The 23,718-nt window shown below is 43.7% G+C and carries 20 protein-coding genes; 10 read left to right on the plus strand and 10 right to left on the minus strand.

Features of this window, described 5'->3' with window-relative positions; genetic code table 11:
- The first annotated feature begins 313 nt into the window (after positions 1-313).
- The 6 genes from H6G96_RS27370 (at position 314) to H6G96_RS27395 (ending at position 6,142) form a co-directional block, all read left to right on the plus strand.
- Entirely contained in the window at positions 314-682 is a 369-nt protein-coding gene (locus H6G96_RS27370) for a Crp/Fnr family transcriptional regulator (RefSeq protein WP_190915403.1), read from the plus strand.
- Between the two features lie 99 nt (positions 683-781).
- The gene (locus tag H6G96_RS27375; protein ID WP_190915405.1) at positions 782-1,147 is read left to right on the plus strand and encodes a Lin0512 family protein; all 366 of its coding nucleotides are present in this window, start codon (positions 782-784) and stop codon (positions 1,145-1,147) included.
- A 632-nt stretch (positions 1,148-1,779) separates the two neighbouring features.
- Positions 1,780-3,135 carry a Rieske 2Fe-2S domain-containing protein gene (locus tag H6G96_RS27380; RefSeq protein WP_190915407.1) on the plus strand — a complete coding sequence of 452 codons (1,356 nt, stop codon included), beginning with the start codon at positions 1,780-1,782 and terminating at the stop codon, positions 3,133-3,135.
- 260 nt (positions 3,136-3,395) lie between these two features.
- The gene (locus H6G96_RS27385; protein ID WP_190915409.1) at positions 3,396-3,734 is read left to right on the plus strand and encodes a hypothetical protein; all 339 of its coding nucleotides are present in this window, start codon (positions 3,396-3,398) and stop codon (positions 3,732-3,734) included.
- A 208-nt stretch (positions 3,735-3,942) separates the two neighbouring features.
- The gene (locus H6G96_RS27390) at positions 3,943-5,127 is read left to right on the plus strand and encodes an AbrB family transcriptional regulator (RefSeq protein WP_190915412.1); all 1,185 of its coding nucleotides are present in this window, start codon (positions 3,943-3,945) and stop codon (positions 5,125-5,127) included.
- A gap of 199 nt (positions 5,128-5,326) precedes the next feature.
- On the plus strand, positions 5,327-6,142 hold the full coding sequence (locus H6G96_RS27395; protein WP_190915414.1) for a DUF1838 domain-containing protein: 816 nt from the start codon (positions 5,327-5,329) through the stop codon (positions 6,140-6,142).
- A 280-nt stretch (positions 6,143-6,422) separates the two neighbouring features.
- Here the strand turns inward: H6G96_RS27395 and H6G96_RS27400 are convergent, their stop codons facing one another.
- From H6G96_RS27400 to H6G96_RS27415, 4 genes are all read right to left on the minus strand, one after another.
- The gene (locus H6G96_RS27400) at positions 6,423-6,914 is read right to left on the minus strand and encodes a cupin domain-containing protein (protein ID WP_190915416.1); all 492 of its coding nucleotides are present in this window, start codon (positions 6,912-6,914) and stop codon (positions 6,423-6,425) included.
- Between the two features lie 76 nt (positions 6,915-6,990).
- On the minus strand, positions 6,991-7,095 hold the full coding sequence (locus H6G96_RS42475) for a 3-alpha domain-containing protein (protein ID WP_190915558.1): 105 nt from the start codon (positions 7,093-7,095) through the stop codon (positions 6,991-6,993).
- Positions 7,096-7,107: 12 nt separating this feature from the next.
- Complete coding sequence (locus H6G96_RS27410; RefSeq protein ID WP_190915418.1) at positions 7,108-7,857, minus strand: SDR family oxidoreductase; 750 nt, start codon at positions 7,855-7,857, stop codon at positions 7,108-7,110.
- A 74-nt stretch (positions 7,858-7,931) separates the two neighbouring features.
- Positions 7,932-9,365 carry a mercuric reductase gene (locus H6G96_RS27415; protein WP_242063410.1) on the minus strand — a complete coding sequence of 478 codons (1,434 nt, stop codon included), beginning with the start codon at positions 9,363-9,365 and terminating at the stop codon, positions 7,932-7,934.
- A gap of 165 nt (positions 9,366-9,530) precedes the next feature.
- Between H6G96_RS27415 and H6G96_RS27420 the strand changes: the two genes are divergently transcribed.
- A complete protein-coding gene (locus H6G96_RS27420) occupies positions 9,531-9,704 on the plus strand; it encodes a hypothetical protein (RefSeq protein WP_190915422.1) in 174 nt (57 codons plus the stop codon).
- Here the strand turns inward: H6G96_RS27420 and H6G96_RS27425 are convergent.
- Complete coding sequence (locus tag H6G96_RS27425) at positions 9,701-10,570, minus strand: alpha/beta hydrolase (RefSeq protein ID WP_190915424.1); 870 nt, start codon at positions 10,568-10,570, stop codon at positions 9,701-9,703. The two genes, H6G96_RS27420 and H6G96_RS27425, sit on opposite strands and share 4 nt — an antisense overlap.
- A 156-nt stretch (positions 10,571-10,726) precedes the next feature.
- Between H6G96_RS27425 and H6G96_RS27430 the strand changes: the two genes are divergently transcribed.
- Positions 10,727-10,960, plus strand: a complete 234-nt coding sequence (locus H6G96_RS27430) for a hypothetical protein (RefSeq protein WP_206757677.1) — start codon at positions 10,727-10,729, stop codon at positions 10,958-10,960.
- A gap of 11 nt (positions 10,961-10,971) precedes the next feature.
- On the opposite strand, the gene H6G96_RS27435 is transcribed toward H6G96_RS27430, so the two are convergent.
- The 5 genes from H6G96_RS27435 to ilvD all read right to left on the minus strand — a co-directional run bounded on the left by H6G96_RS27435 (position 10,972) and on the right by ilvD (position 21,616).
- A complete protein-coding gene (locus H6G96_RS27435; protein WP_190915429.1) occupies positions 10,972-11,877 on the minus strand; it encodes an alpha/beta fold hydrolase in 906 nt (301 codons plus the stop codon).
- 35 nt (positions 11,878-11,912) lie between these two features.
- On the minus strand, positions 11,913-12,449 hold the full coding sequence (locus H6G96_RS27440; RefSeq protein WP_190915431.1) for a DsbA family protein: 537 nt from the start codon (positions 12,447-12,449) through the stop codon (positions 11,913-11,915).
- 429 nt (positions 12,450-12,878) lie between these two features.
- A complete protein-coding gene (locus tag H6G96_RS27445; RefSeq protein ID WP_190915433.1) occupies positions 12,879-13,508 on the minus strand; it encodes a response regulator transcription factor in 630 nt (209 codons plus the stop codon).
- Positions 13,505-19,636, minus strand: coding sequence for an AAA family ATPase (locus H6G96_RS27450; RefSeq protein WP_190915435.1), 6,132 nt, complete (start codon positions 19,634-19,636; stop codon positions 13,505-13,507). The genes H6G96_RS27445 and H6G96_RS27450 overlap by 4 nt, the downstream gene beginning before the upstream one ends.
- A gap of 288 nt (positions 19,637-19,924) precedes the next feature.
- Entirely contained in the window at positions 19,925-21,616 is a 1,692-nt protein-coding gene (gene ilvD, locus H6G96_RS27455; protein WP_190915561.1) for a dihydroxy-acid dehydratase, read from the minus strand.
- Between the two features lie 105 nt (positions 21,617-21,721).
- On the opposite strand from ilvD, the gene H6G96_RS27460 reads away from it, so the two are divergent.
- Together H6G96_RS27460 and H6G96_RS27465 are read left to right on the plus strand one after the other, a co-directional pair.
- Positions 21,722-22,606 carry a LysR family transcriptional regulator gene (locus H6G96_RS27460; RefSeq protein WP_190915437.1) on the plus strand — a complete coding sequence of 295 codons (885 nt, stop codon included), beginning with the start codon at positions 21,722-21,724 and terminating at the stop codon, positions 22,604-22,606.
- Positions 22,607-22,783: 177 nt separating this feature from the next.
- Positions 22,784-23,614: an oxidoreductase gene (locus H6G96_RS27465; RefSeq protein ID WP_190915439.1), complete on the plus strand. Its 831-nt coding sequence runs from the start codon at positions 22,784-22,786 to the stop codon at positions 23,612-23,614.
- Positions 23,615-23,718: the final 104 nt, after the last annotated feature.

Consider the following 23,718-nt stretch of genomic DNA (forward strand, 5'->3'; position numbering starts at 1 on the left):
TGTACACACAAGTCGAATTACCCCCTTAATCCCCCTTAAAAAGAGGGGGAAAAAAGAAATCTAGTTCCCTCCCCTTATAAAGGGGAGGGTTAGGGTGGGGTAATTCAAGGACTGGTAGTAATTCGACTTGTGCGTACACCCCTAGCTTTAACAGGCGAGAGGGACTTCTTAGAAGTTTCTAGGCAATTAGGAGACTAATCAGAAATTTTGCGGAGATTGAGAGTTAATCAACAGAAAGTAGTATACTTTTGTGGGTTCGCGTAAAGCTATCTAAAAGTTTCGTCTAAAAACCAAGAATTTTGGGGTTGCTCTAATGCTAAGTCCTGTAGTAACAGTCAGTATCTTTCAAAAACAACCCGATCCTAAAGAATTTTCAGCAGGCGAAGTCATCTTTGAAGAAGGACAGCCTGGTGAACACATGTACGGGATTCTGGAAGGAACAGTGGATATATTAGTCAATGGCAAGATTGTAGAAACCATTGATACGGGCGAAGTTTTTGGTGTTGGAGTACTTGTAGGAGTAAAAAATAGAACTTACACAGCTATCGCCAAGGTGGATACCAAACTGGGTTTCCTTGATGAAAAAAAGTTTCTCTTTGCCGTTCAGGAAACTCCCATGTTTGCCTTGAAGGTGATGAAAAGTTACTCAGAGCGTTTGAGTCGCGTGCAGCGTATGGTGTGAAGGAGGCAGGGGATGTATGGCTAGTATTGCAAGTGAGCCTCCTGCCTTCAGCATAGCTGCTTTTGTGGTGAAAGATGCAATATTATACCGGAGCTAGCAATGGTACGTAAACGATTGATTATTGAGATGGGGATGGGAATAGACCAGCATGGACAAGAACCTACAGTAGCAGCAGCTAGGGCAGTAAGGAATGCGATCGCTCACAATGCTTTACCTGGTGTTTGGGAAGTCGCAGGTTTAAGTCACCCCAATGAAATGATTATAGAGGTTCAGGTAGCAGTTCCATACCCAGAGCAAGTTAGAGAAGCAGAAGTACTAGCTGTATTACCATTTGGTAGAAAAACCCTCACCGTAGAATCTGGAGGAATGATAGTTCAAGGGCGGGCAATTCCCGAACTCAATGATAAAAATGATGAAATGTTGATTGCGATCGCTGCTGTTACAGTTCTGATCGAAGATGAGTAGCTGAGGTAATTCCTGTATAAACAAATCACTAAATTGAAAGTTATAGAGTAAATCGCGCGATCATTGAAAATTAACTGACATACAGCAATTTTCCAGTAGGACTCCATTTGTGCAGGCGCGATTTTTAATCGTTAAGTATATTTGCCGATTACTTTATCAAAAAGCCTCATTGCTTTATAAAAATACCTGTTTAATTTATCAAAATACTTAAATTGCTTTCTCAAAATGTGGTTTTACTTACTCAAACCCCAGTTTGCTTTCTCATTTTGGTGTTTTCCGCAAGCAAAAGCAGCTTTTACTTATTCAAACCCCAGTTTGCTTTCTCATTTTGGTGTTTTCCGCAAGCAAAATGAACTTTGACTTACTCAAAAGCTGTGTTTGCTTTCTCAAACCCCAGTTTGCTTTCTCATTTCAGTATTTTCCGCAAGCAAAAGCAGCTTTTACTTATTCAAACCCCAGTTTGCTTTCTCATTTTGGTTTTTTTCGTAAGCAAAATGAACTTTGACTTACTCAAACCCCAGTTTGCTTTCTTATTGTTAAATTTTTGAAGTTTCACCCTAGAAATGTTCTATCTCTAAGACTAAAAATTTGCTAATCCAAAGGTCTAAAATTATAGAAACCTGGAAAAAACTATGTCATTAGAAACAGAGACACTACAGGCAACACCACCAACTTCTACCTTTGAGACACTTGAGGAGAAGCAAAAATTTAACTGGAGACAATCTTGGTATGCTGTCTGTTTTCTCCAAGACCTGCCTACAAATCGTCCTCATAGCTTTTCGTTATACGATGAACCCTTCGTTTTGTTTAAAGACCAAAATGGACAGCTTATCTGTTTAACAGATCGTTGTCCCCACCGTGCAGCTAGGCTTTCTGATGGACAAATTATTGACGGTAAAATAGAATGCTCATACCACGGTTGGCAGTTTGGCAATAATGGTCAATGTCTGCACATTCCCCAGTTACCAACCAATGCTAAAATTCCGGTAAATGCTTGTGTATCATCCTTTAAGGTCTTGGAACTTAAAGGTATCATTTGGATGTGGCCAGGAGAAGCCGAAACGGCTATTGATGAGCTAATTCCATCTCTACCAGATTGGGACAAGCCGGAATGCTTCAACTTAGATTATATACGTGACCTACCTTACGACCAAAGCTATTTTATTGAAAACATTATTGACCCAGCTCATGTTCCAATCAGCCATGATGGCATCATGGGAAGTCGAAAAGATGCCCAAGCGCTGGAACTAGAAGTCATTGAGAGCAATATTCAGGGAATTAAGGGAAGGTGGAGGCGAACACGCACACCCAATACGCCTTGGATTTCATTAGACTTCATTGCTCCTAATTTGATTCTCTACAAATTTGGTAATGAACAGCAAGGTAAGTTTGGAGGCACAGCCTTATATTCAATTCCGCTAGGTAAGAATAGATGTCGGATTCTCATCAGAAATTATAGTAACTCGTTTCCCAAAAAAATCAAGCTGATGCCTCCTTGGTTAGATCACATCTTGATACGAAACAAAATCTTAGAAGGTGATTTGCAATTAGTAGTTGAACAAAAGGCACAAATTGAGCGTTTGGGACAAAATCTCAAAGAAGTGTATTTACCACTCAAAACATCTGATACTTTGGTCGTTGAGTATCGTAAGTGGCTAGATAAATTTGGGTCATCCTTGCCGTTTTATCAAGGTTATTCCACCTCAAAAAACGTCGGTAGTAGCGAGTCTGATCAAAAGTTGATCACGTTAGACCGATTCTCGCAACATACGCTTATTTGTAGTTCCTGCAATCGAGCTTATCAAGTTACAAATACGGTCAAACAAAGCTGTATAGGGGTAGCGATCACTCTAGCTGCTGTAGCGATACTTGCAGATGATTTTAAAATTAAAATTGCAGCAATATCGCTTTCTGTAACAGCAATTGTCATGTCCGCTATGGCTCAAACAGTCAAAACTCACTTTGAGCGTTCCTACACTCGTCACTAAAATCGAGACTTTCATAGTAAGAACTTTAGTCCTTCCTTATTTTCTAAGCACTAAAGTGCTTACTACAAACCATCTTGCACTAGTTTGAAAAAGTACTGGTACACTGTACCAGAAGTTTGTTTACCTTAAACAATTTGCTCAAACTCTTTGTGTGGTTAAGTTATGCTCAAGTTAGTCGCTCTGCGCTAAAGTAAAAATATTGGGATAAAAATCTCTGGCAGTAAGTTCAAACACCACTAATCTTTACCACTGCGGCGATAATGTCTCAAGAGCATAACGAATCACTCCAAATTCAGGAGATCACCAAACTAAAACCGAAACACTTTGCTGATTTAGTCAGATCAGCACAATTGATTTTCGACCCCACAGCAGGAGTTTCGGGAAGACACATAACAGTTGACTGGGAACAATTCGGAATTCCCCGTGATGTGGCTGACAATCTCAAATCACTTGGTCAGCAGTACCAATATGCATCTCCTCACATCCCTGTTGAAGCCATTTGGAGTAAATTAACTCCAGAAACTCGTATCTGGTTTGTTGAAAATAAAGATAGGTTGTGGCAGCTTGAAGAAGCTTTCCCAGCCCTTGACGAAGATTAAACGGCTGAATCATTCAAAGGAAATAAATTATTTGTAGGGGCACAATGATCATTGTGCCCCTATCCTCGTACCGCAAGGCAGAAGTCAAAAGTCAAAAGTCAAAAGTATTATAGGATAAGCTCTTTAAAGATTTTCAATGGTTGCTCTATTTACGCCGCAGTGTACTAGCTTGAGTACATAAGTTAAATTAATAAAAAAGCTTGTATAGATGAATCAAAGCCTAAGTGTTGCTTCCAGCCTGGAAGAACACACTCATGAAAATCCTGTTGTTACCAAACAACAGCTATTTGCGAAGCAATTAATTGTCCTTCTTTTGGAAATGCTTCTAGCATTACCTCTGGGTTTACTTCTGGCAAAGTTCCAAATTGGTAGGATTGCCTGGATATTTGGCGGGATTGCTGCTGGTACAGTGGTTCTTCAAGGGTGTCGAATTTTTTATCAATATTCCCCCCAACCTAACCGCACTGCTAGAAAAGTGGGAATGGCACTTGTAGGCTTAACTGTAGGCGCTTCAAATACTCACGGTAATCTAGGTAATATTGCTTCTGGTATTCCCATATTTATTTTTCTTACCTTGTTTCTGCTGCTAAGTGGAAGCTGTATTGGTTATATTTACTCACGCCTTAGCAAAATAAACCTATTAACAGCAATGCTAGCTACAGTTCCTGGTGGTGTAGGAATTATGGCAGCGATCGCCGCCGATTACAATAAAAATGTGAGTTTGGTTGCCCTAGTTCAGGCGATTCGCGTCACCTCTGTAGTTGTTCTAATTCCCTTCATCGCTAGGACATCAGCTGGTAATTACTATCCGCAAACACTTCCAATCAACGCTGCTTGGCTCAATTTCGATCCATCTCAACTAGAATTACTCTTGTTAGTACTGCTAATCACTGGATTAGTAGTTTATCCAGCTATATTACTTAAAATTCCGGCTGGCGATTTCTTTGGTGCATTGTTGATTGGTATCGGGTTCAATCCTTTGCTACATTGGCTACCTTTTGTAGGTGATATTAGCTTTAGTCCGCCGCCAATAATTAACTTATTGGGTCAAATGCTTCTGGGAATTACTATTGGTGAGTATTGGGGAGACAAACCCAACTTTAGAAAGCGGACTATCGTCTATGCCTTAATGTCTGTGGGCATGACCCTAATAGCGGGAGCGATCGCTGCTATACTTGCCATGCAATTAACTTCTTGGGACTGGTTAACCTGTCTGCTAGTTACAGCACCAGGAGGATCAGCAGAAATGATCTTGGTTTCTCTAACATTGAATCATAACGTTGAAATTGTCACAACTGGTCATTTAGTGCGACTAATTGCAATTAATAGTTCTCTACCTCTTTGGGTGTTTTTGTTTCGCCGTCTGGATGAGCAATTTTCCAAACCAGTTTAATTATTTAAAGGGATTGGCGATTGGGAAGGCAGGGGAGGCAGGGGAAGCAGGGGAGGCAGGGGAAGCAGGGGAGGCAGGGGAAGAAGAACTATTTATCGATCAATGACCAATGACCAATGACTAATGACCAATGACAAAGATGCAACTTGAATGCTGATTAGCTTATTCTTTTGTTATCCAAATACTAAGGATGCTTTAGATGGTTGCCCAAATCCAAGAACTTGAAGCGCAGCACTGGGTTAAAACTCGTTCTTCCCTCGACCCTAGCGAATCCACTTTCCTGATTTGGAAAGGTAAAATTTACGCTTTTATCCCCGGTGAGAAAAAACAACTCCTGTTTAAAATGCTGGGATTGAGTGTTAGCAGATGTATTCCCACAGCAGAGGATAGCTGGGATTTTACTTCTAGAGAATTAACTTACTACCTGAATCCACAAACAGATGAGGTTTTGTCCAAATGGGAAAATCCTTGGACAGGCGAGACAGTTCCGGTAATCCACGTTGCCAATAATCCAGTGCAGGGGAAATTTAAGGGAAATTTCCCCGCACAAGTAGATGGTGATAGCACAACCTTCGTTTTTGATATATTTCCTTGTTACCCCAATCCCTTAGCAGACGATCCAAAATTTGCCGAATACAGCCCAAATCCAATTTATCAGGCAGTGGAATTGTTTAAATTAACTGTGCCAACCGCAGATTTATTCAACACAGCCCTCTCCTCAGTTTCTCAACTCAAACTGAGTTGGGATAGGATTGGTCAATGGCTTCCCTGGATGAAAATGGGCGATCGCCCCGGTCAACTGATCTACAGTGCTGTTGGCAGCAAAGTTAATGGTTTAACAGAATTGCCTTCACTGCTGCAAGACGAAATTAATAACCGTATTCCTCTATATAAAAAAGCCCCAAAAGAATTGATAGATGGGGAAGACATGACTTCTTGGCTGTATTTCCAAAAACACTTTCAAGCTTACTTGGCTGGTGAAATCTTTCCGCTTTCCCAAGCAGAAGAATTTTAAACTAGCCTCTAAGCAATATCGAATTGCCGGGAGAATAATTAGCTGTACGCAATTAATTACACAATATCTGGTCTGAAATCCTTGCTTAGTAAATAATCAGTTATGTAATTAATTTTGTTGGGTTACTTACAGCAGTTTGCTTTTTAATTGAGGTACAAAACGCAGGACTCAAAATTAGATATGGAGAATTTCTGCATCCTGCGTTCTACCTCCTGCCTCCACCAAGTCTCAAGTTAGAGCTAAGGAAATTTTCGTTAATGAGTCCTCGTGCCTCGTGTTGTCATTGTCCAGGAGGGGGAGGAATAATCTCAATGCCGTACTTAGGTGAAGTGGTGAGAATTTTATCTAAGTCTTCAGGACTCAATGGTGGGGCAGATGTAATTTGACCATTCACCGCTTTTCCAACTTCGGCAATAAATTTCTCAAATCCGGCAGGTGTCACCCAAACTAACAGTTTGGCAGGTAAAGAGGTCATATTAGTAAATCGATGAAGCTGACCTTTGGGCGAATGGAGGAAGGTTCCAGCTGTTGCAACAAGGGTGCGATCGTCAAGCTGAAATTCAATCTCTCCATCTTGAATATAAAATGATTCATTTTCTCTACTGTGTCGATGAGGAGGCGTACCGCCACTAGGTGCAACGATTACCTCACAAAGCGCATAGGCTTCTCCTGTCTCTTCACCAATTGCTTTGAAGGTATACAAGTCTTGGCCAAAGTAATAAGAACGACCTTGATCTGGTTGAACAAAAAGTCCATTTTGATGAATCGTCACTGCAACTACTCTCCTTTTTTAGTTGGGTTTCGTGCTTAAACTCAGTCTACCAAGCCCTAGATTTAATTCCATCTACCTATCTCTGAAAATAGTCGCGCCAACTTTTGGGTAAAGCTTCAAGTTGAGCAGCACGATAAAGTAACTCTGGATTGTTTTCCGCACGCAGATAAAGTTGAGTGATATTTGAGAAACTTCAAATTTGCGCCATGCCGCCATCGACAAATAGCTCAATACCGTTGACAAAGCTGCTGTCATCGGAGGCAAGGAAAACAACCGCCTTAGCGATTTCGTCCGGTGTACCCACCCGCCCAAGGGGGATAGTGTCAGCCTGACTTGCGACAAATTGCTGCACCTGCTCATCACTCAGTCCCAAGTGATTGTAGGCAGGAGTAGGAACCACACCAGGACTAACGGCGTTAACCCGGATTTTGCGCTCTTTGAGGTCGAGTGTCCAATTGCGAGCAAACGAGCGCACGGCGGCTTTGGTAGCGCTGTAAACACTAAAGGCTGGGGTGCCCACGGTAGAAGCAGTCGAGGCATTCAGAATGATGGAAGCGCCCTCTGGCAACAAGGGCAGTGCCTTCTGCACAGTGAACAGCAGACCTTTGACATTAGTGTTGAACGTTTTGTCAAAGTGTTCTTCGGTGATAGCTCCAAGTGGGGCGAGTTCTCCCCCGCCAGCATTGGCGAAGATTACATCGAGGTGTCCTTGCTCTTGCTTGATTGTAGCGAACAGGCGATCGAGGTCTGCCAAATTGGAGGCATCGCTCTGAATACCCCTGACGTTTTCACCAATTTCTTCCACAGCGGCATCCAGTTCAGTTTGGCGACGACCCGTGATGAAGACGTAGGCACCTTCGGCGACAAAGCGCTTGGCAGTAGCAAGACCAATGCCGCTAGTGCCACCAGTAACAAGACTGACTTTTCCTTCTAGTTTTTTCATGATGAGTCCTATGGTTGTTGAGGGCTGAAAGAGTTAGTGTAAAGAATTGTGAGGTATCTGCGCTTGCTACCTGCTTACACGTTTGAAAACAGCATATTTAACCCTTCAGTCATCGTGGGATGAGTCAAAATTCCATCGCGCAGAACGGTATAGGGCATCTGAGCTTGCATCACCATTTGCACTGTCGAAATTACTTCACCTGCTTCATGGCACAAGAGTGAACAACCGAGAATCCGACCTGTCTCGGTATCCACGATCGCTTTCATGAGTCCATCGGTTTGACTTTGTGTTACCGCTCGCATAATATCTCTTGCATCCAGCTTCGCCACTCGAATGGCATACCCTTGTTGCTGCGCTTCGGTTTCAGTCAGACCTATATGAGCCAGTTCTGGGTCGATAAAAAGACAGGATGGAACCAAGCGACCTTGTATGCTGCGGTTGCCGCCATCAATCAGATTCGCTTTGACAATACGATAATCGTCCAGTGCCACATGGGTATATTGCGGTCCCCCATTGATATCGCCTAACGCCCAGATATTCGGTACGTTCGTCTCCAGGCGCTCGTTGACTGGAATAAATCCGCGTGCATCGGTTGCCACACCAGCAGCAGCTAGATTTAAGGTATCGGTATTTGGCACACGACCGACGGCTATTAGTAAATGCGAACCTTGAAGTTCCATTTCCTGATCGCCAACTTGAATCAGAAGTTTAGTTGCATTGTCAGAGCGATTCTCCAAAGGAGACGCTTCTGTGCGAGAGGCTCCGCCAACGCGAACGACCCTTAATACCTTAGCCTTTAGCAAGAATTCAATGCCATCTCGTTCTAAGAGTGTTTGAACGGCGATCGCAATATCTGGGTCTTGCTGTGATAGAATTTGCTCACTCTGCCCAATGACAGTGACGCGAGAGCCAAAGCGCCGGAACATTTGAGCAAACTCCAACCCAATGTAGCCACTCCCAAGCACGATCAAATGCTCCGGCAACTGTTCTAGCTCCATGATCGATTCGCTGGTCAAAAACCCAGCTTCTTTGAGTCCCTGCATCGATGGAATCAATGGTCGCGTGCCTGTATTGATAAACAATCGTTCTGCGGTGAGTAAGCGAGTCGTTTCTTCATTTGTTGCCACTTCAATTGTTTTAGGTGCCACAAAGCGAGCAGTGCCAATGATCAGATTGTCCCCCAATGCGGTGTGCAAGTTGTTAAGATTTATTGGTCGCAGGGACTGCACGACCGATCGTTTCCGCCCAATCACTGCCGCTAAATCAACCGTGGGCGCTGCCGTGTTGATGCCATAGGCAGCACTGTTTCGCACAGTATTTGCCACCTCTGCACTCGCCACCATCGTTTTGCTGGGAATGCAGGCAATATTAGGGCACGAGCCACCAATCATGTTTAAGCTGCGTTCCACCAGAGCGGTTTTGCGTCCGTCCGCGACTAGTGCAGGTGCAAGGGTTTTACCCGCTTTACCGCCACCGATAATAATGTCGTCATAATATTGGGTGTCCATTTCCATCTCCTTTGCGTTTGACGTTACTTCATTCGGCAATTGGGATTATTCCACAGCAGGAAGCTCTGCTGCTTCAATCAGGTTGGCAACCTCATTGCCGTAATCTGTTGCGTAAACAATTAAGACCTTGGTCACCTTTTACCTCACATTTTTTGAAGTTGACAGATGTTTGTGCGTCAAATCGCATTTAAGTCCCGCTACCCTAAATGCTGTTTTAAAAACGCCAACGTGCGATCGCCCCTAATTCTGCGGCTTCTTGGCGATAAGCGGAACTACCCACGCGACTTACTCCTTCATTCAATTTTTCTCAAGCCAGTGGCTAAACCTTACACTAATTAGGCAGAGATGGATTGCAGCCGTGACGTAAGAAATTGACGCATATAGTTTGCGATCGCATCCCCGTCTTCTTCCAGAGCAAAGTGCCCAGTATCGAGTAGATGAAACTCAAGGTTCTGCAAGTCGCGTTTGTAGGCATAGGCTCCTTGTTCTATAAAGCCCTGGTCGTTTTTGCCCCACACCACCAGCGTGGGTGGCTGATACTGACGAAAGTAGGCTTGCCATTGCGGATACAACAGCAAATTGGACTGGTAGTTGTAAAACAATGCCAGTTGGATATCTTGATTACCAGGGCGATCAAGGAAGAGTTGATCCATGTTCCAGGTATCTGGACTGATCGCCTCAAGATTGCGGACACCGTTGGTATATTGCCATTTCGTTGCTTCTAAGGCGACAAGGTATTTGAGCTTGTCAGTATTCTCAGCAGAAGGGTCTTGCCAGTATGCCTTGAACACGCCCCAAAAATCGCCGAGGCCTTCCTCGTAGGCATTCCCGTTTTGCACAATCAGCGCTTCCACTCGCTCTGGATATTTAGCTGCAATCCGATAGCCAATCGGAGCGCCATAATCCATCAAGTAAAGAGTGTACTTCTTGAGATCGATCGCAGTAATAAATTTCTCCACGATCTCTGCCAGGTGATCAAACGTGTAGTCAAACTCATCCACGGTTGGCATCGAACTGTTGCCGTAACCTGGATAATCCGGTGCAACAAGATGAAAGCGATCGGCAAGCGCAGACATCAGATTACGAAACATATGAGATGAGGTCGGGAAGCCGTGTAACAGCAAAATTGTTGGATTTTCGCGAGAGCCAGCTTCTCGATAAAAGATATCTAAACCATCGATTGCGATCGTGCGAAATGTAGTCATAATATTACTCCTTGTCGGTTTATAAAACCCATTTGATATCTGATTCACTGCTAGTCTTTTGAGTAATTCTGAATGCCCAAAAGCTGTACAAGCATGGCCATGCTTATCGGCTATAATCTCTGCGAATAAATCTTTTGTGAATCGATTTGTTGTCTTATGCGGAAAGTAAAGCTCTATGTGAACTCAGAATTTCGTCATCATGTTGTGCATCTGAAAATAGATTTGCAATCTGTTGGGCTTTCTAACTTGCTTTCCCTGAGCCGACATAGCCTATCCATGCTGTCAGAAGCCTTTCTCTTGTCTACGCGCGATCGAGTTAGTTTGCGTCCTGCCAAAGGCAGCAGCGCTCCGCTATCATGCGATCGCTCCGCACCATCGCCTGCTTTGTAGGTCGAGTTCTGTCATCTCTGTTTCAAATACTTCTCGAACCAGTTCAACGCAGTTGTACTGGCAATCTCAAAGCCCTCTCCCTGGAAACCGTCAAAGTGTCCGCCCTTCAAGATTGTGAGAGACTTAGGCTCCATCGCACGCGCATGGACATCGGCGGTTAAATCGGCAGGTGAAAGAAAGTCCTTTTCACCCGTAATTAGGCATAGCGGCGTGGGAAAAATCGCCTCGATGTGAGGAGCCGGTTCGTAATAAAGGCAGTGTTCAATCGATTCAAAGGAGATTCGATTCTCCCATCTTCCTTCACTTGCGCTTTTGTTCGATTCAACCCAATTGAATGCGTCAGGTGTTGCAAGGAAACTGGGTTCACCAGGCAAAGCAACCAAAGGGAGGTAACTTACTTCTTTTGTTTGATACCGTTTTATCCGGTCTTGTAAAACCATCTTCGTGAGTTCTTCCAGTTGAAGTGGGGAGGCCACTCGGCGGGAGATGAGAAACGCATTCACCACAGGCATCTGTGCTACGATCACTTTCACGCGTGGATCAAATGCAGCCAGATGCAGCGCATGACCGCCACTATAAGAAAAACCCCACACACCTATGCGCTCAGGGTCAACTTCGCTTTGTAGTTGAGTCCAGGTGATAGCATTACGAAAGTCTTCATGCTGCTCTGTAGGAAGCATTTGCCCACGCGGTTCTCCCTCACTAGCACCAAGGTAGCGATAATCGAACAGCGAAACGACAAACCCAGCTTGAGCGAATTTCTCGGCAAACTGCGGCAATCCCATTTCTTTGGTCAAGCCAATTCCATGAGCCATGACAATGGCCGGACAGCGCTCGCCAGATGTGACTTGATCCGGAGTGTAAAACGTGACGGAACACTTTAGACCTTTACTTTCAAAACTGGTTCTTCTTTGCATAACTGTTACCCTCTCTTTTTTAAAGACCAGAAACATTAATGCCTTGCAGTGACAATAGCTGCCATCAACTGCTCAATGTTCCAGCGACTGGTATATCGAATTCCATTAATAAATAAAGCTGGGGCAGCCGTTACTCCACTGTGTAATCCACTTTCTATATCTTGATTAATGCGAGCTATATGTATTTGACTGGATATATTTTGCAGAAATTGGGGAATATCAAGTCCTATATTATTGGCATACTCTACAAGATCGCCGTTTCCTAACGCTTGTTGATGGGTGAACAAAATGTCGTGCATCTGCCAAAACTGATCTTGGGTGGCTGCTGCTTGGGCTGCTTCAGCTGCACGTTGAGCATAAAAATGTATTTGCGGCTGTGGAAAGTGGCGAAATACAAAACACAAGTCATTGACCTGTTGCTGGATTGCCTTGATTAATTGGTGAGTTTCGCCACAAGTGGGACACTGGTAGTCGCCATACTGGACGAGTACCACTGAAGAACTTACCAATCCCTGAATATGATCTTGTTCTAAAATCGGCACAAGCAACCGATTATAATCACCGAGACTCATGAAAGCACCTTTAAGGAAAGGAGTGCAGCAGGTAGAGACAGATGATTGCTATGAAACCTCTTTCACGATTGGGTAGACCAATGCCGCTCTGTTATCTGTTGCATACTCTCAATTTAGAGAGTTAAATTGATTTTGTCGCTGAGAAAAACTTCAGTTGATAAGCTGACAATTTAGACAGCTAATAAGCTGATAAATTTGACAGGTATGACCTTTTTTTAATTAAAAGTTAAAAATTAAGAAGAATAATAATTTTTAATTAATCCTTCGCCTCAAAGCCCCCACCCTGACGCTCGCGGACTTGCTCTAAGCGTAGCTATGCCGCAGGCTTTACGCTACGCTATCGGGAATTAAAAATGCAAAATTAAGATTTGTTTATTCAATTTTTAATTAATAATTTTTAATTTTTAATTGGAGCAAAGCGACTTGACGCTACAAGCTAACAATACCCCGCCTTAATGCAACGATCACAGCCTGAGTGCGATCCTCCACACCCAGCTTATTCAAAATATGATTGATATGAAAATTGACAGTGCGTTCAGTAATATATAGAGCTTTGCTAATGGCTTGAGTACTCTTGCCCGTTGTAATGAGTTGAAGCACCTCTAACTCGCGATCGCTTAATTTTGGACTTGCCATGCGCTCTAAAAGTTTGGCACCGACGCGGGGTGGAATGTGTTTCTGTCCTTTGTGAACGGCGCGAATCGCAAAGAGCAATTCTTCTGGCTTGGCATCCTTGAGTAAATACCCTTTAGCTCCTGCCCGCAATCCCTGATAAATATCTTCATCACCCTCGTAAGTTGTCAATACGATAATCCGAGCAGCAGGAAATTCAGTACAGATAGCAGCAATCGCAGCGACTCCATCCATCTGGGGCATTCGCAAGTCCATCAAAGTTGCATCTGGCTGTTTTTGACGAAAGATAGCGAGTGCCTCCTGACCATTCCCAGCTTGTCCAATAACAAGGATATCTGGCGCTTCTTCCAGCATTGCAACCAAACCCTGACGTACAACGGGGTGATCGTCTACAACCAGAACACGAATAGTATTGGTTTGGCTCATGATGGTTTTTCCTGGTGATTCACGGACACCGCAATTTCTGTTCCTTGTCCAAGGGCACTGTGGATCTGAATCTGTGCCCCAATGAGATCGGCACGTTCTGCCATGCCTAATAAACCAAAGCCATTGTGACTAGAATCTCGATCAATTGCAAATCCCTGTCCATCGTCCTTGATTCGTAATATGCACTGCGTGGACTGATAGATCAGTTCAACACGAATTTCAGTTGCATTTGCATACTTAAGTGCATTTGTCAATGCTTCTTGTCCAATCCTCAGCAGATTATTCTCCACCTCAGAGGGTAGCGGATAGAGGATGCCGATGGCTTCACACATAATGGTTGTACCAGTGGATGATTCTAGCTGACTTGTCAGATGTTTGAAAGCGCTGAGTAAATCACTATTTTCTAACAAGTAGGGACGGCGTAGTGCCTCTACAGAGCGGCGTGCTTCTGAGAGTCCGGTTTGGGCTAAGTTCTGGACTTGAGCTAGGTGAACCTGAGCTTTTTCGGGGTCTACTATTACCTTGTTCGCAGCAGTTCTAGCGTGAATAATAACACCCGTGAATGACTGCGCTAGTGTATCGTGAATTTCTCGCGCCATGCGATTGCGTTCTTCCAGAATCGAGGCTTCTTCGGCACGTTTTTGATCGCTAATATCAAGAATCACACCCAACATTCGCACAGGCTGTCCGGCTGCGTTATAAATGCCTCGACCTCTGCCAACTAACCAGTGAATATTACCATTCGGGTAGATGACTCGATATTCTGCTTCAAAATCGGTATGAGTTGCAAGAGCTGCTGTAACAGCTTGCTCGACCCGATGAATATCTTCTGGGTGAACGCGATCGCGCCATGCCTGATAGCTGCTCTCTTGTTCACCGGGTACTAACCCCAGCAATCGAGCGTGGTTAGCGTTCCAATGTGTTGTATTCTCAACGATATTCCAGTTCCAACTGCCAATATGGGTGAGATCCATCGTCAGCCTGCGTTGCTCTTCACTTTGGCGCAGGGCGTTTTCAACTCGTTGACGCTCTTCAATCTCATGAGAAAGGAGCAAAGTTCGTTCAGTTACTTGTTGCTCCAACGTTTGGTGGTAATCGGCTAACAGCTTCTGGGCTTGTTTACGCTCGGTGATATCTTGAAAAGCTGCGATCGCATAAGCGACATTACCCTGTTCGTCAAAGATAGGAGTTCCCCATACCTCAACTGGAACTATTACACTGTTTTGGTGAATTTCCAGATCGTCAACTGTGGTGCATTCGCCGCTCAATGCCCGAATAGCTGGTAGTTTCTCAGTTGGATATTTTTGATCTGTTCCCGCTAGATAAAATTGATAAACTTCTGGGATTTGATCCGGTGTCACAGAAGGATCAATCCCTTTAGCCATTAGTTGAATTCCCCGTTGATTGACGTAGTAAATGCGACCAGCCGCATCCAATACTCCAATTCCTACCGGGACAGCTTCTAGAAACTGTTTCATTCTACTTTCGCTAGCGCGTAGTTTGGAGTAGAGCCTGGCATTTTCAATCGCGATCGCTGCCTGGGATGATAACAGATGTAAAATCTGCCATCGTTCTGGTGTAAAAGTTCCAGCCGCCAACTTGTTTTCTAGATACAACACGCCCACTAGCTTACCTTGATTCAGCAGAGGCAAACATAAGATTGATTGAATTTGGTTATGTTGAATATATGGCTCATGAATAAAATTACCTTCACGAGTAGCATCATTTAAAATGACACATTCATGAGTACGAATAACATAATTAATAATTGATTCAGGTAGATGATTTGCAGTTGGGATAGATTGTAGTAATTGTGCAGCATAAATATTTTCACCTTCCTTGAGTTCACCAGACGCTTCAATCATCCATTTTCCTGAGTTTTCTAGAATCAGAAAACCTGTTTTTGCGCCAGCATTTTCGATTAATATCTTCATCAAGGAACTGAGTAACCTATCCAGTTCAATTTCACTCGAAATCGCAAGGGAAGCTTTCATCACCGCCGCTAAGTCGAAAGCAATAGGCGAGTGATTAGAGGTGGTGACAGAAGTTTTATGGGTTGGCGAAGCCGCATCCGACGATTGAGGAAATAGCTGTGGATAGCGAGTTTCTAAATCTCTTACTTTCGCAGTTGCTCCCCACCGTTCATAGCAGTAGTGAGCTTCTTTCATGTAGGTTTGGGCAAACTTTTCTCTACCACGAAATAGGTAAAATTTGGCAGCTAATTCATAAGCTAATGCTTCTTCTTGAAGATAGTCATTGTTTCTAGCACCAAGAATTGCTTGTTCGTAGAACTCTTCTGCTTCAAACCACTGACCTAAAACTCGTGCTTTCTCTGCCTCGACTAAATGATATTTATGCAAATAATTCATTGGCGCATAATACGCCCATTGTTTCATTTTCTCCTGGTTAACAGCGACTTTATTGAGGATTTCTGATTGCGTTTGAGCGCTGCTTTCGAGGTATATGGCGAGTCTTGCCAGAGCATCATATAGGTAGTAAAAAGGGCCAAGAGGTGAGCCTGTTACTCGGATCACATAACGTTCTGCTATGGTTGAGTTTTCAACTGCCTGAACATACTTGGAAAATAGGTAGCACAGGAAAAGTTTATTGAAATAGACATTAAAGATTGCAGTTCCATCATTTGCTATTTTATGTTGTGGCAATCCCTTCTCTTCATTGTAGAATTTACCAACTAGACGGGTTGGATTGGTCGAGCATCCCATCAAATTTGCGATTGCCTGCTGAAATATTTGATTCCAGATTAGTGCTGTTTCCTGTTTGATTTGACGAATTGCTTCATTGTATTTCGTCATCTCGCGTTCAACCTCCACGAGTTCGCTTCCGACAGCATAGGAATTAAAGCAATAAGAATGAGCGCCATAGGCGGCAAACTCTAAATCTCCGGTTTCTAGCCCACTTTGATAGGCTTCTAGTAATGGCTGTGATGTGTCTCTCAGATGATCTTTCCAATGAATGATGAAGGTATTAACGATGATCAATGTTCTAGCTCTGAGAGAATGGGGCTTAGGTTGTGACAACTGCCTTAAAGCTAACTGTCCAAACTCGTAGCCAGTCTCGATGTCTCCAACCTGCCTACACAGAATTAATCCAAAGTTGGCATAAACAAAGGGAGACGCAAACGCATTACCATATTCGATTGACAAGCTGACTTGTTTAGATATCAGTAGCGGCATCAAAATAGGAGCAGCACTATAAGCAGCAGTCGTGATGCTAGATAGGATTCGCATTGCTGCTAACTTATCCGGCTCGTGCATTTGGGGCAAATGAATTAAGTCTTTGTAGACGCGCAGAGGTGAGTCAGCGCTGCGGGAGGCTTTCCCTCCGCAGGCGACTGCAAACCCATTACCCAAAGCCGTTCCCGCAGGGTAGGGCTTGTCGTTAGACATCGATTTCTCACTAAGAAGGCATAAGATTGCATCTAGTTCAAGCTGAATATCTGACTGGCCTGGCTGTTCGGGAAAACTAATTTCGATCTGTTGCAACACTTGCAATCCAATATTGATTGCTTCTAATAGTTGATTTTGTGCGATGTAACTTTGAATTTTGACTTCGCACGCTTTCACGCTATCAAGGATCGTTTTAGCCTGTTGCAGAATGATCGCTGCCCAGTACTCCACCTGCTCAAAATTGCCACACAAGTACGCTACTTCTGTTGTTTCTGCGTATAACTCTAAGGTCAAGTCATAATCTGTTTGCCAGCTAGATGCTGCCAGCCATTCTCTTGCTGTAGTTAAATATTTTTTTGACACGCCATAAGCGATCGCCCCTTTCGCTTTCTGACCTGCCATTAAATTTAGTTTGGCAATTTCATTGCGTTCAGATTGATTGGTGAGAAGTTCAATCCCATGATTTAAGTGATCAACAATTTCAAATACTCTGTCCGTTAATCGCTCTGGCAAAGTTTTTTCGAGGAGATTACGACCGATTTGCAGATGAATGATTTGCCTCTGTGACACATCAATCAAAGTATAGGCGGCTTGCTGCACACGATCGTGCAAGAACTTATATTCTTGAAGTAACAAGTTTTCATCTAATTCAGATATAGGTTGAATTAATCCAGCTTGGATAGCTGCCAACAAATCTAGAGAAACCGCTTTAAGGGATTGCTCACAAACGATTATTAACGTATCTAAATTAAATTCAGCACCGATACAAGCCGCTAACCGGAGAATTTGCTGTGTGTTCTCTGGTAGTTTCTTCAAATTGTGAAGCATTAACTCTACAACATTATCAGTGATGTTTTGAGCTTGAATCTGAGCAATGTTCCACTGCCAGCGGTAGTGTTGTACATCAAAAGTCAACAGATTTTCGCTATACAGCATTCTCAAAAATTCGTTGACAAAGAAAGGATTTCCCTCGGTTTTACGCAACACTAACTCTGCTAAGGAACAAACGCTGTCTACATTTTGATGTAGCGTCTGGGCAATCAACTGACTCAACGGCAAGAGCGTTAAGGGTGCCAAGATAATCTCCTGAAAGACTGCTCCTTGTTTTCGCAGTCTTTCCAAAGTCAATACCAGTGGATGCGTTGGATTTACCTCATTATCTCGATAGGCTCCAATCAAAAATAAGGATTGGATTTGCTCATCAAGCAGCATCAACTCAATTAACTTCAGCGTTGCTGAGTCTATCCACTGCAAATCATCTAAAAAAATCACAAGCGGATGGGACTTTGAACATAACACCCGCACAAACTGCCCAAAGATGCGATTAAAGCGGTTTTGAGCTTCAGTTGCTCCAACGTCTGGTACAGGCGGCTGCTTACCAATAATTAACTCAACTTCTGGGATCACATCAATGATGATTTGCCCGTTGCTTCCCAATGCTGTCAACAGGCGCGATCGCCACTGTTTCAACTGCTCATCGGGTTCACCCAACAGTTGCTTCACCAATTTTTGTAGGGCAGTTGCGATCGCGCTGTAAGGAATATTGCGCTGGAATTGATCAAATTTCCCAGAGATAAAATAGCCACGCTTTTGGGTAATTGGTTTATAGATTTCCTGCACTAACGCAGATTTACCAATTCCAGCATAGCCAGATACCAACATCATTTCAACTTGGAATTTTGGATTGCCAGTTTGTTCGCTTTGTGAAGTCGTTTCTGAATTGTTTGGTAAAGAAGCGATGCGATTGTTTTCTGGACACGCTACACGGTCAAAAGCTGCCAGTAATATTGCAACTTCCTTGTTCCGTCCATACAGTTTTTGGGAAATTTCAAACTGATCGCAAACATCTTTAAGCCCAAGTTGAATGCTAGAGATTTGACCTATTTCTTCTAATTGTTGAACACAGATTTCTAAATCCGCTTTGATTCCCCAGGCACTCTGATAGCGATCTTCTGCATTTTTCGCCATCAATTTCAGAATTATATCTGAAACTGCTTTGGGAATTTTTGTGTTTATTTCATGGGGTGAAGATGGCTGTTTGGCAATATGACAATGGACTAGTTCCAGAATATCCGTTGTTTCAAACGGCAGATGTCCGGTTAACAGTTCATAGAACGTCACACCAAGGGAGTAAAAATCGGTGCGGTAATCGAGCAAACGGTTCATCCGCCCTGTTTGCTCTGGAGATAAGTATGCAAGTGTCCCTTCTAATACATGAAGACTTTTAAAAGTTGGATTCGTGCGGTTAAGTTGAGTAGCAATCCCAAAATCAATAATTTTGACAACGCCAGTATCCAGATTAAGGACTATATTTCCAGGATTGATATCTTTATGAATGATATTGGCTGCATGGATTGTGCCTAGAATGTCGGTGAGGGCGATCGCAAGACCTAGAAAAGTGGATAAAGGCATGGGGCAGAAGATATCTGGACGCTGGTGCATCCATTTCTCTAGAGACTCTCCGCCAAAATCTTCTAAGATAATCACCAGAGTCCGTTGATAGTCTTGCTGGTTGTATGCCTTGACAACTCCTTGCACTGTCAGAGAACGGGTAATTTTATATTCCTGTCTGTAGCGAGTTAGTTCTTGAGGTGAGGGATAATCAAGCTTTAGCATTTTTACGATGATCCCTACTCCATCGTCTCTGATGCCCCGGTACACTAGAGAATTGGAACTTTCGTATATTTTGTTTTGGATAGCAATACCAGGTAGAGCGATCATAGAGCAACTCTTGAGAGGATAATCTGGCATAACCCAAACTATACAGCAATTCTTATGAAAAAATTGGGTCTAAAACCCTGTCGTTCTACGACGGCTTTTGGTAATGTGCTATAAAAACCTGTTTTCAGATGTTAGGAATTTTGAAGCTTTCAAATATCTGCATATAGGATGAAAGAAAATTGGTTCGCGAATCTAGCCTGAAGTAGAGAGTCAGGAGGCATCTTTGATTCTGGCTCCTGACTCCTCAAAACTTTAAAAGTGAAACTTAAATGGCTATTGGCTTAATAACTAGTTATTGAACAAATCTAAATCTGTGACAGCACCAAGACTGCTAGAAGATACCAATTTCGCATATTTCGCCAATACGCCTTTGGTGTAACGTGGTGCAGGAGGTTGCCAATTAGCACGACGACGAGCTAATTCTGATTCAGATATGTTCAACTGCAAGAGGCGAGCAGGTGCATCAATGGTAATACTATCGCCTTCTTCTACAAGAGCGATCGCACCACCAACTGCCGCTTCTGGAGCCACATGACCAACCACCATACCATAAGTACCACCAGAAAAGCGGCCATCGGTAATTAATCCCACCGCATCACCCAAACCAGCCCCAATAATTGCCGAAGTAGGAGCCAACATTTCTCGCATTCCAGGGCCACCCTTAGGCCCTTCGTAGCGGATGACCAAAATATCACCAGCTTGAATCTTCCCAGCCAAAATTGCATCTAAAGAGGCTTCTTCCGACTCAAACACCCGTGCAGGCCCGGTAATGACTGGTTTTTTCACGCCAGTAATTTTAGCGACTGCCCCTTCCGTTGCCAAATTACCTCTGAGGATGGCTAAATGTCCTTGGGGATACATCGGGTTATTCCAAGTCCGAATTACATCTTGATTGGCAGATGGTTCTTCGGGGATGTCTGCTAATATCTCTGCAATGGTTTGACCGCTAATGGTCAGGCTATCTCCATGTAATAAATCATGTACAAGCAGCATCTTCATGACTTGCGGAATGCCACCAGCTTTATGCAAATCTGTAGCGACATATTTACCACTTGGTTTTAAATCACACAAAACTGGAACACGGGCGCGGATAGTTTCAAAGTCATCTATGGTTAACTCTACATTAGCGGCACGGGCGATCGCTAAAAAATGCAACACTGCATTGGTTGAACCACCGACTGCCATAATCACAGAGATAGCATTCTCTATTGATTTGCGGGTGATAATTTGCCGGGGTAAGATTTGTTTCCGAATGGCTTCGACTAACGCATAAGCCGATTTTTCGGTACTGTCGGCTTTTTCGGCATCTTCGGCTGCCATTGTCGAGGAATAGGGCAAACTCATCCCCATCGCTTCAAATGCTGAGGACATGGTGTTGGCGGTGAACATTCCCCCGCAGGAACCAGCGCCAGGACAAGCGCGACTTTCGACTTCTAATAATTCCTTGTCGTCAATTTTTCCAGCACTGTATTGACCAACTGCTTCAAAAGAACTGACAACGGTTAAGTCTTTACCGTTATAGTGTCCGGGTTTAATTGTGCCACCGTAAACAAATATTGCCGGGATATTCATCCGTGCGATCGCTAGCATTGCCCCTGGCATATTTTTATCACAGCCACCAATGGCCAGCACACCATCCATACTTTGTCCAGTACAGGCGGTTTCAATGGAGTCGGCAATCACTTCCCGCGATACGAGGGAATATTTCATCCCTTCAGTTCCCATCGAAATCCCGTCGCTGATGGTAATTGTGCCAAACATTTGTGGCATTGCTCCGGCGGTTTTTATCCCAGCCTCGGCTATGAGCGCTAGTTGATTGATTCCCATGTTACAGGGAGTGATTGTACTGTAGCCATTGGCAATACCCACAATGGCTTTATTGAAATCTTCATCTTTAAAACCAACTGCACGCAGCATTGCTCGATTTGGCGATCGCTGCACCCCTTGCGTCACTACTTGGCTTCTCAAATTCTCTGACATCGTTACATCATCCTCTGGTTTCCATGTATGAGTATCATAGATAGCAACTTTTGAAATGTCCAATATATATTTATGAATAATTGAGACTTATAAAATATCAAAACTATGGAACTGCGACACCTGCGCTACTTCATTGCTGTAGCTGAGGAACTGCACTTTAGTAAAGCCGCAGAACGACTTCACATTGCTCAACCTCCCTTAAGCCAGCAAATTCAGCAGCTAGAAGCAGAATTAGGAGTAGAACTTTTTCAACGCAAAACTAAACGACAGGTGCAGCTAACGGAAGCCGGACAAGTATTTTTGCAAGAAGCTTATCAATTGTTCGCTCAACTGTCCAAGGCAATTGATCTGACTCAACGAACAGGTAGAGGTGAGAAAGGAAAACTACGAGTAGGTTTCACCAGCTTGGTAACTTACGATTTGCTGCCTGTGATTTTGCGGCGGTTTCGAGAACAGTTTCTAGAGGTGGAGTTAGTGTTGCAGGAATTAACGACAACTCAGCAAGAACAAGCGCTATTCAATCGCCGCATCCATGTAGGTTTTGCCCATCCACCTTTAGAAGATAATACTCTCAATCAAGAATGCATTCAACAAGAAGGATTAATTGTAGCTTTGCTAGAAACTCACTTCTTAGCTAAACAAAAAAATATTTCAGTGCGATCGCTCTTGAACGAAAATTTTATTATGTTCCCCCGCCATTTGGGTCCAGGACTTTATGATCAAATCTTGAGTCTTTGCCAGCAAGGAAATTTCAGCCCAAAAGTGACTCAAGAAGCAATCCAAATGCAGACAATTATCGGGCTAGTGTCAGCAGGAATGGGGATTGCGATCGTACCGTCTTGTTTGCAAAATCTTCAAAGGGCTGGTGTAGTTTATCGCGCTTTAGAAGAAAATACACCATTAGTAGAAACGGCTGTAGTGTGGCGACAAGAGGAGATGACACCTGTTTTACGGGAGTTTCTACAAATCGTGAGAAGTATCTGTGGTTAATTAATCAGTTAAAAGGCGATCGCTTTTCCTAAGAAGATTAGATGTCTTGCACGAATAGTCTAAGCATGAAAAAATACAGAGCGAGAATACCGCTTTTATAACTGCCCAGAAAGGAATTAATGTCAGTTTAAGACAGCTTCTAGCTGTGTTACTAACTTAATGTAAGGAGGTTTACAGATGACTCAGAGAACATGGCTGATTACTGGTGCTTCACGAGGTTTTGGTGCTGAGATTGCGAAAGCAGTTCTGGCAGCAGGTGACAGATTAATTGCCACCGCCCGCAATCACAACGATTTGGAACAATTCGCAACCAGTAAAGATGCATTAGTACTGAGCATGGATGTCACCGATGAGGCTCAGGTAAAAGCAGCGATCGCCACAAGTTTAGAAAAATTTGGACAAATCGATGTGTTGGTCAACAATGCTGGATTCGGCTTGCTAGGAGCTATCGAAGAGTGCAGTGCCGAAGAGGTTGAGAGCGTTTATCGCACCAATGTCTTCGGGCTACTAAATGTCACCCGTGCTGTGCTACCCAGTATGCGTCAGCACCGCTCTGGACACATCATTAATATCTCGTCGATCGGTGGCTATCGCTCCTCCCCAGGATGGGGCATCTATGGCTCAACCAAGTTTGCCGTCGAAGGCATTACCGAAGCCCTACATGGCGAGTTAGCCCCGTTGGGGATTCACGCGACGGTGGTTGAGCCGGGATACTTCCGCACAGGTTTTCTCGATAACAGTTCGCTACGTCCGAGTGCAGTGCAAATCCCTGATTATGCCCAGACGGTCGGGAAAATCCGTGACGTAGCGGCTGGACTTAACTACCAACAGCCAGGAGATCCCACTAAGCTCGCCCCAGCCATTTTTGAGATTGTTAACACAGACGAACCACCTCTGCGGTTACCTCTAGGCACAGATACACTTCAGACAATAGCCGAGAAGAACGCTTACGTCGAGCAAGAGACGGCAAAATGGCGAACTCTAGCTGAGTCTACCGATTTCAGATAAGGAGTGAAAGACTCAGCCATGAAAAGGCAGCCTAATCTTTGGTGTTTTTGATTGCATGGGAAATACTGATAGATCAGGCAGCCTGACGTTTCAATTCGATAACA

Source organism: Nostoc sp. FACHB-892 (assembly GCF_014698795.1).
Classification (GTDB): domain Bacteria; phylum Cyanobacteriota; class Cyanobacteriia; order Cyanobacteriales; family Nostocaceae; genus Nostoc.

Coding starts and splice junctions, on each gene's coding strand:
- H6G96_RS27425 (WP_190915424.1), bottom strand. CDS start 10,570: ATGACTACATTTCGCACGATCGCAATCGATGGTTTAGATATCTTTTAT.
- H6G96_RS27370 (WP_190915403.1), top strand. CDS start 314: ATGCTAAGTCCTGTAGTAACAGTCAGTATCTTTCAAAAACAACCCGAT.
- H6G96_RS27465 (WP_190915439.1), top strand. CDS start 22,784: ATGACTCAGAGAACATGGCTGATTACTGGTGCTTCACGAGGTTTTGGT.
- H6G96_RS27435 (WP_190915429.1), bottom strand. CDS start 11,877: ATGCAAAGAAGAACCAGTTTTGAAAGTAAAGGTCTAAAGTGTTCCGTC.
- H6G96_RS27445 (WP_190915433.1), bottom strand. CDS start 13,508: ATGAGCCAAACCAATACTATTCGTGTTCTGGTTGTAGACGATCACCCC.
- H6G96_RS27440 (WP_190915431.1), bottom strand. CDS start 12,449: ATGAGTCTCGGTGATTATAATCGGTTGCTTGTGCCGATTTTAGAACAA.
- H6G96_RS27430 (WP_206757677.1), top strand. CDS start 10,727: ATGCGGAAAGTAAAGCTCTATGTGAACTCAGAATTTCGTCATCATGTT.
- H6G96_RS27375 (WP_190915405.1), top strand. CDS start 782: ATGGTACGTAAACGATTGATTATTGAGATGGGGATGGGAATAGACCAG.
- ilvD (WP_190915561.1), bottom strand. CDS start 21,616: ATGTCAGAGAATTTGAGAAGCCAAGTAGTGACGCAAGGGGTGCAGCGA.
- H6G96_RS27385 (WP_190915409.1), top strand. CDS start 3,396: ATGTCTCAAGAGCATAACGAATCACTCCAAATTCAGGAGATCACCAAA.
- H6G96_RS27380 (WP_190915407.1), top strand. CDS start 1,780: ATGTCATTAGAAACAGAGACACTACAGGCAACACCACCAACTTCTACC.
- H6G96_RS27460 (WP_190915437.1), top strand. CDS start 21,722: ATGGAACTGCGACACCTGCGCTACTTCATTGCTGTAGCTGAGGAACTG.
- H6G96_RS27390 (WP_190915412.1), top strand. CDS start 3,943: ATGAATCAAAGCCTAAGTGTTGCTTCCAGCCTGGAAGAACACACTCAT.
- H6G96_RS27450 (WP_190915435.1), bottom strand. CDS start 19,636: ATGATCGCTCTACCTGGTATTGCTATCCAAAACAAAATATACGAAAGT.
- H6G96_RS27420 (WP_190915422.1), top strand. CDS start 9,531: ATGTTTGTGCGTCAAATCGCATTTAAGTCCCGCTACCCTAAATGCTGT.
- H6G96_RS27395 (WP_190915414.1), top strand. CDS start 5,327: ATGGTTGCCCAAATCCAAGAACTTGAAGCGCAGCACTGGGTTAAAACT.
- H6G96_RS27415 (WP_242063410.1), bottom strand. CDS start 9,365: ATGGACACCCAATATTATGACGACATTATTATCGGTGGCGGTAAAGCG.
- H6G96_RS27410 (WP_190915418.1), bottom strand. CDS start 7,857: ATGAAAAAACTAGAAGGAAAAGTCAGTCTTGTTACTGGTGGCACTAGC.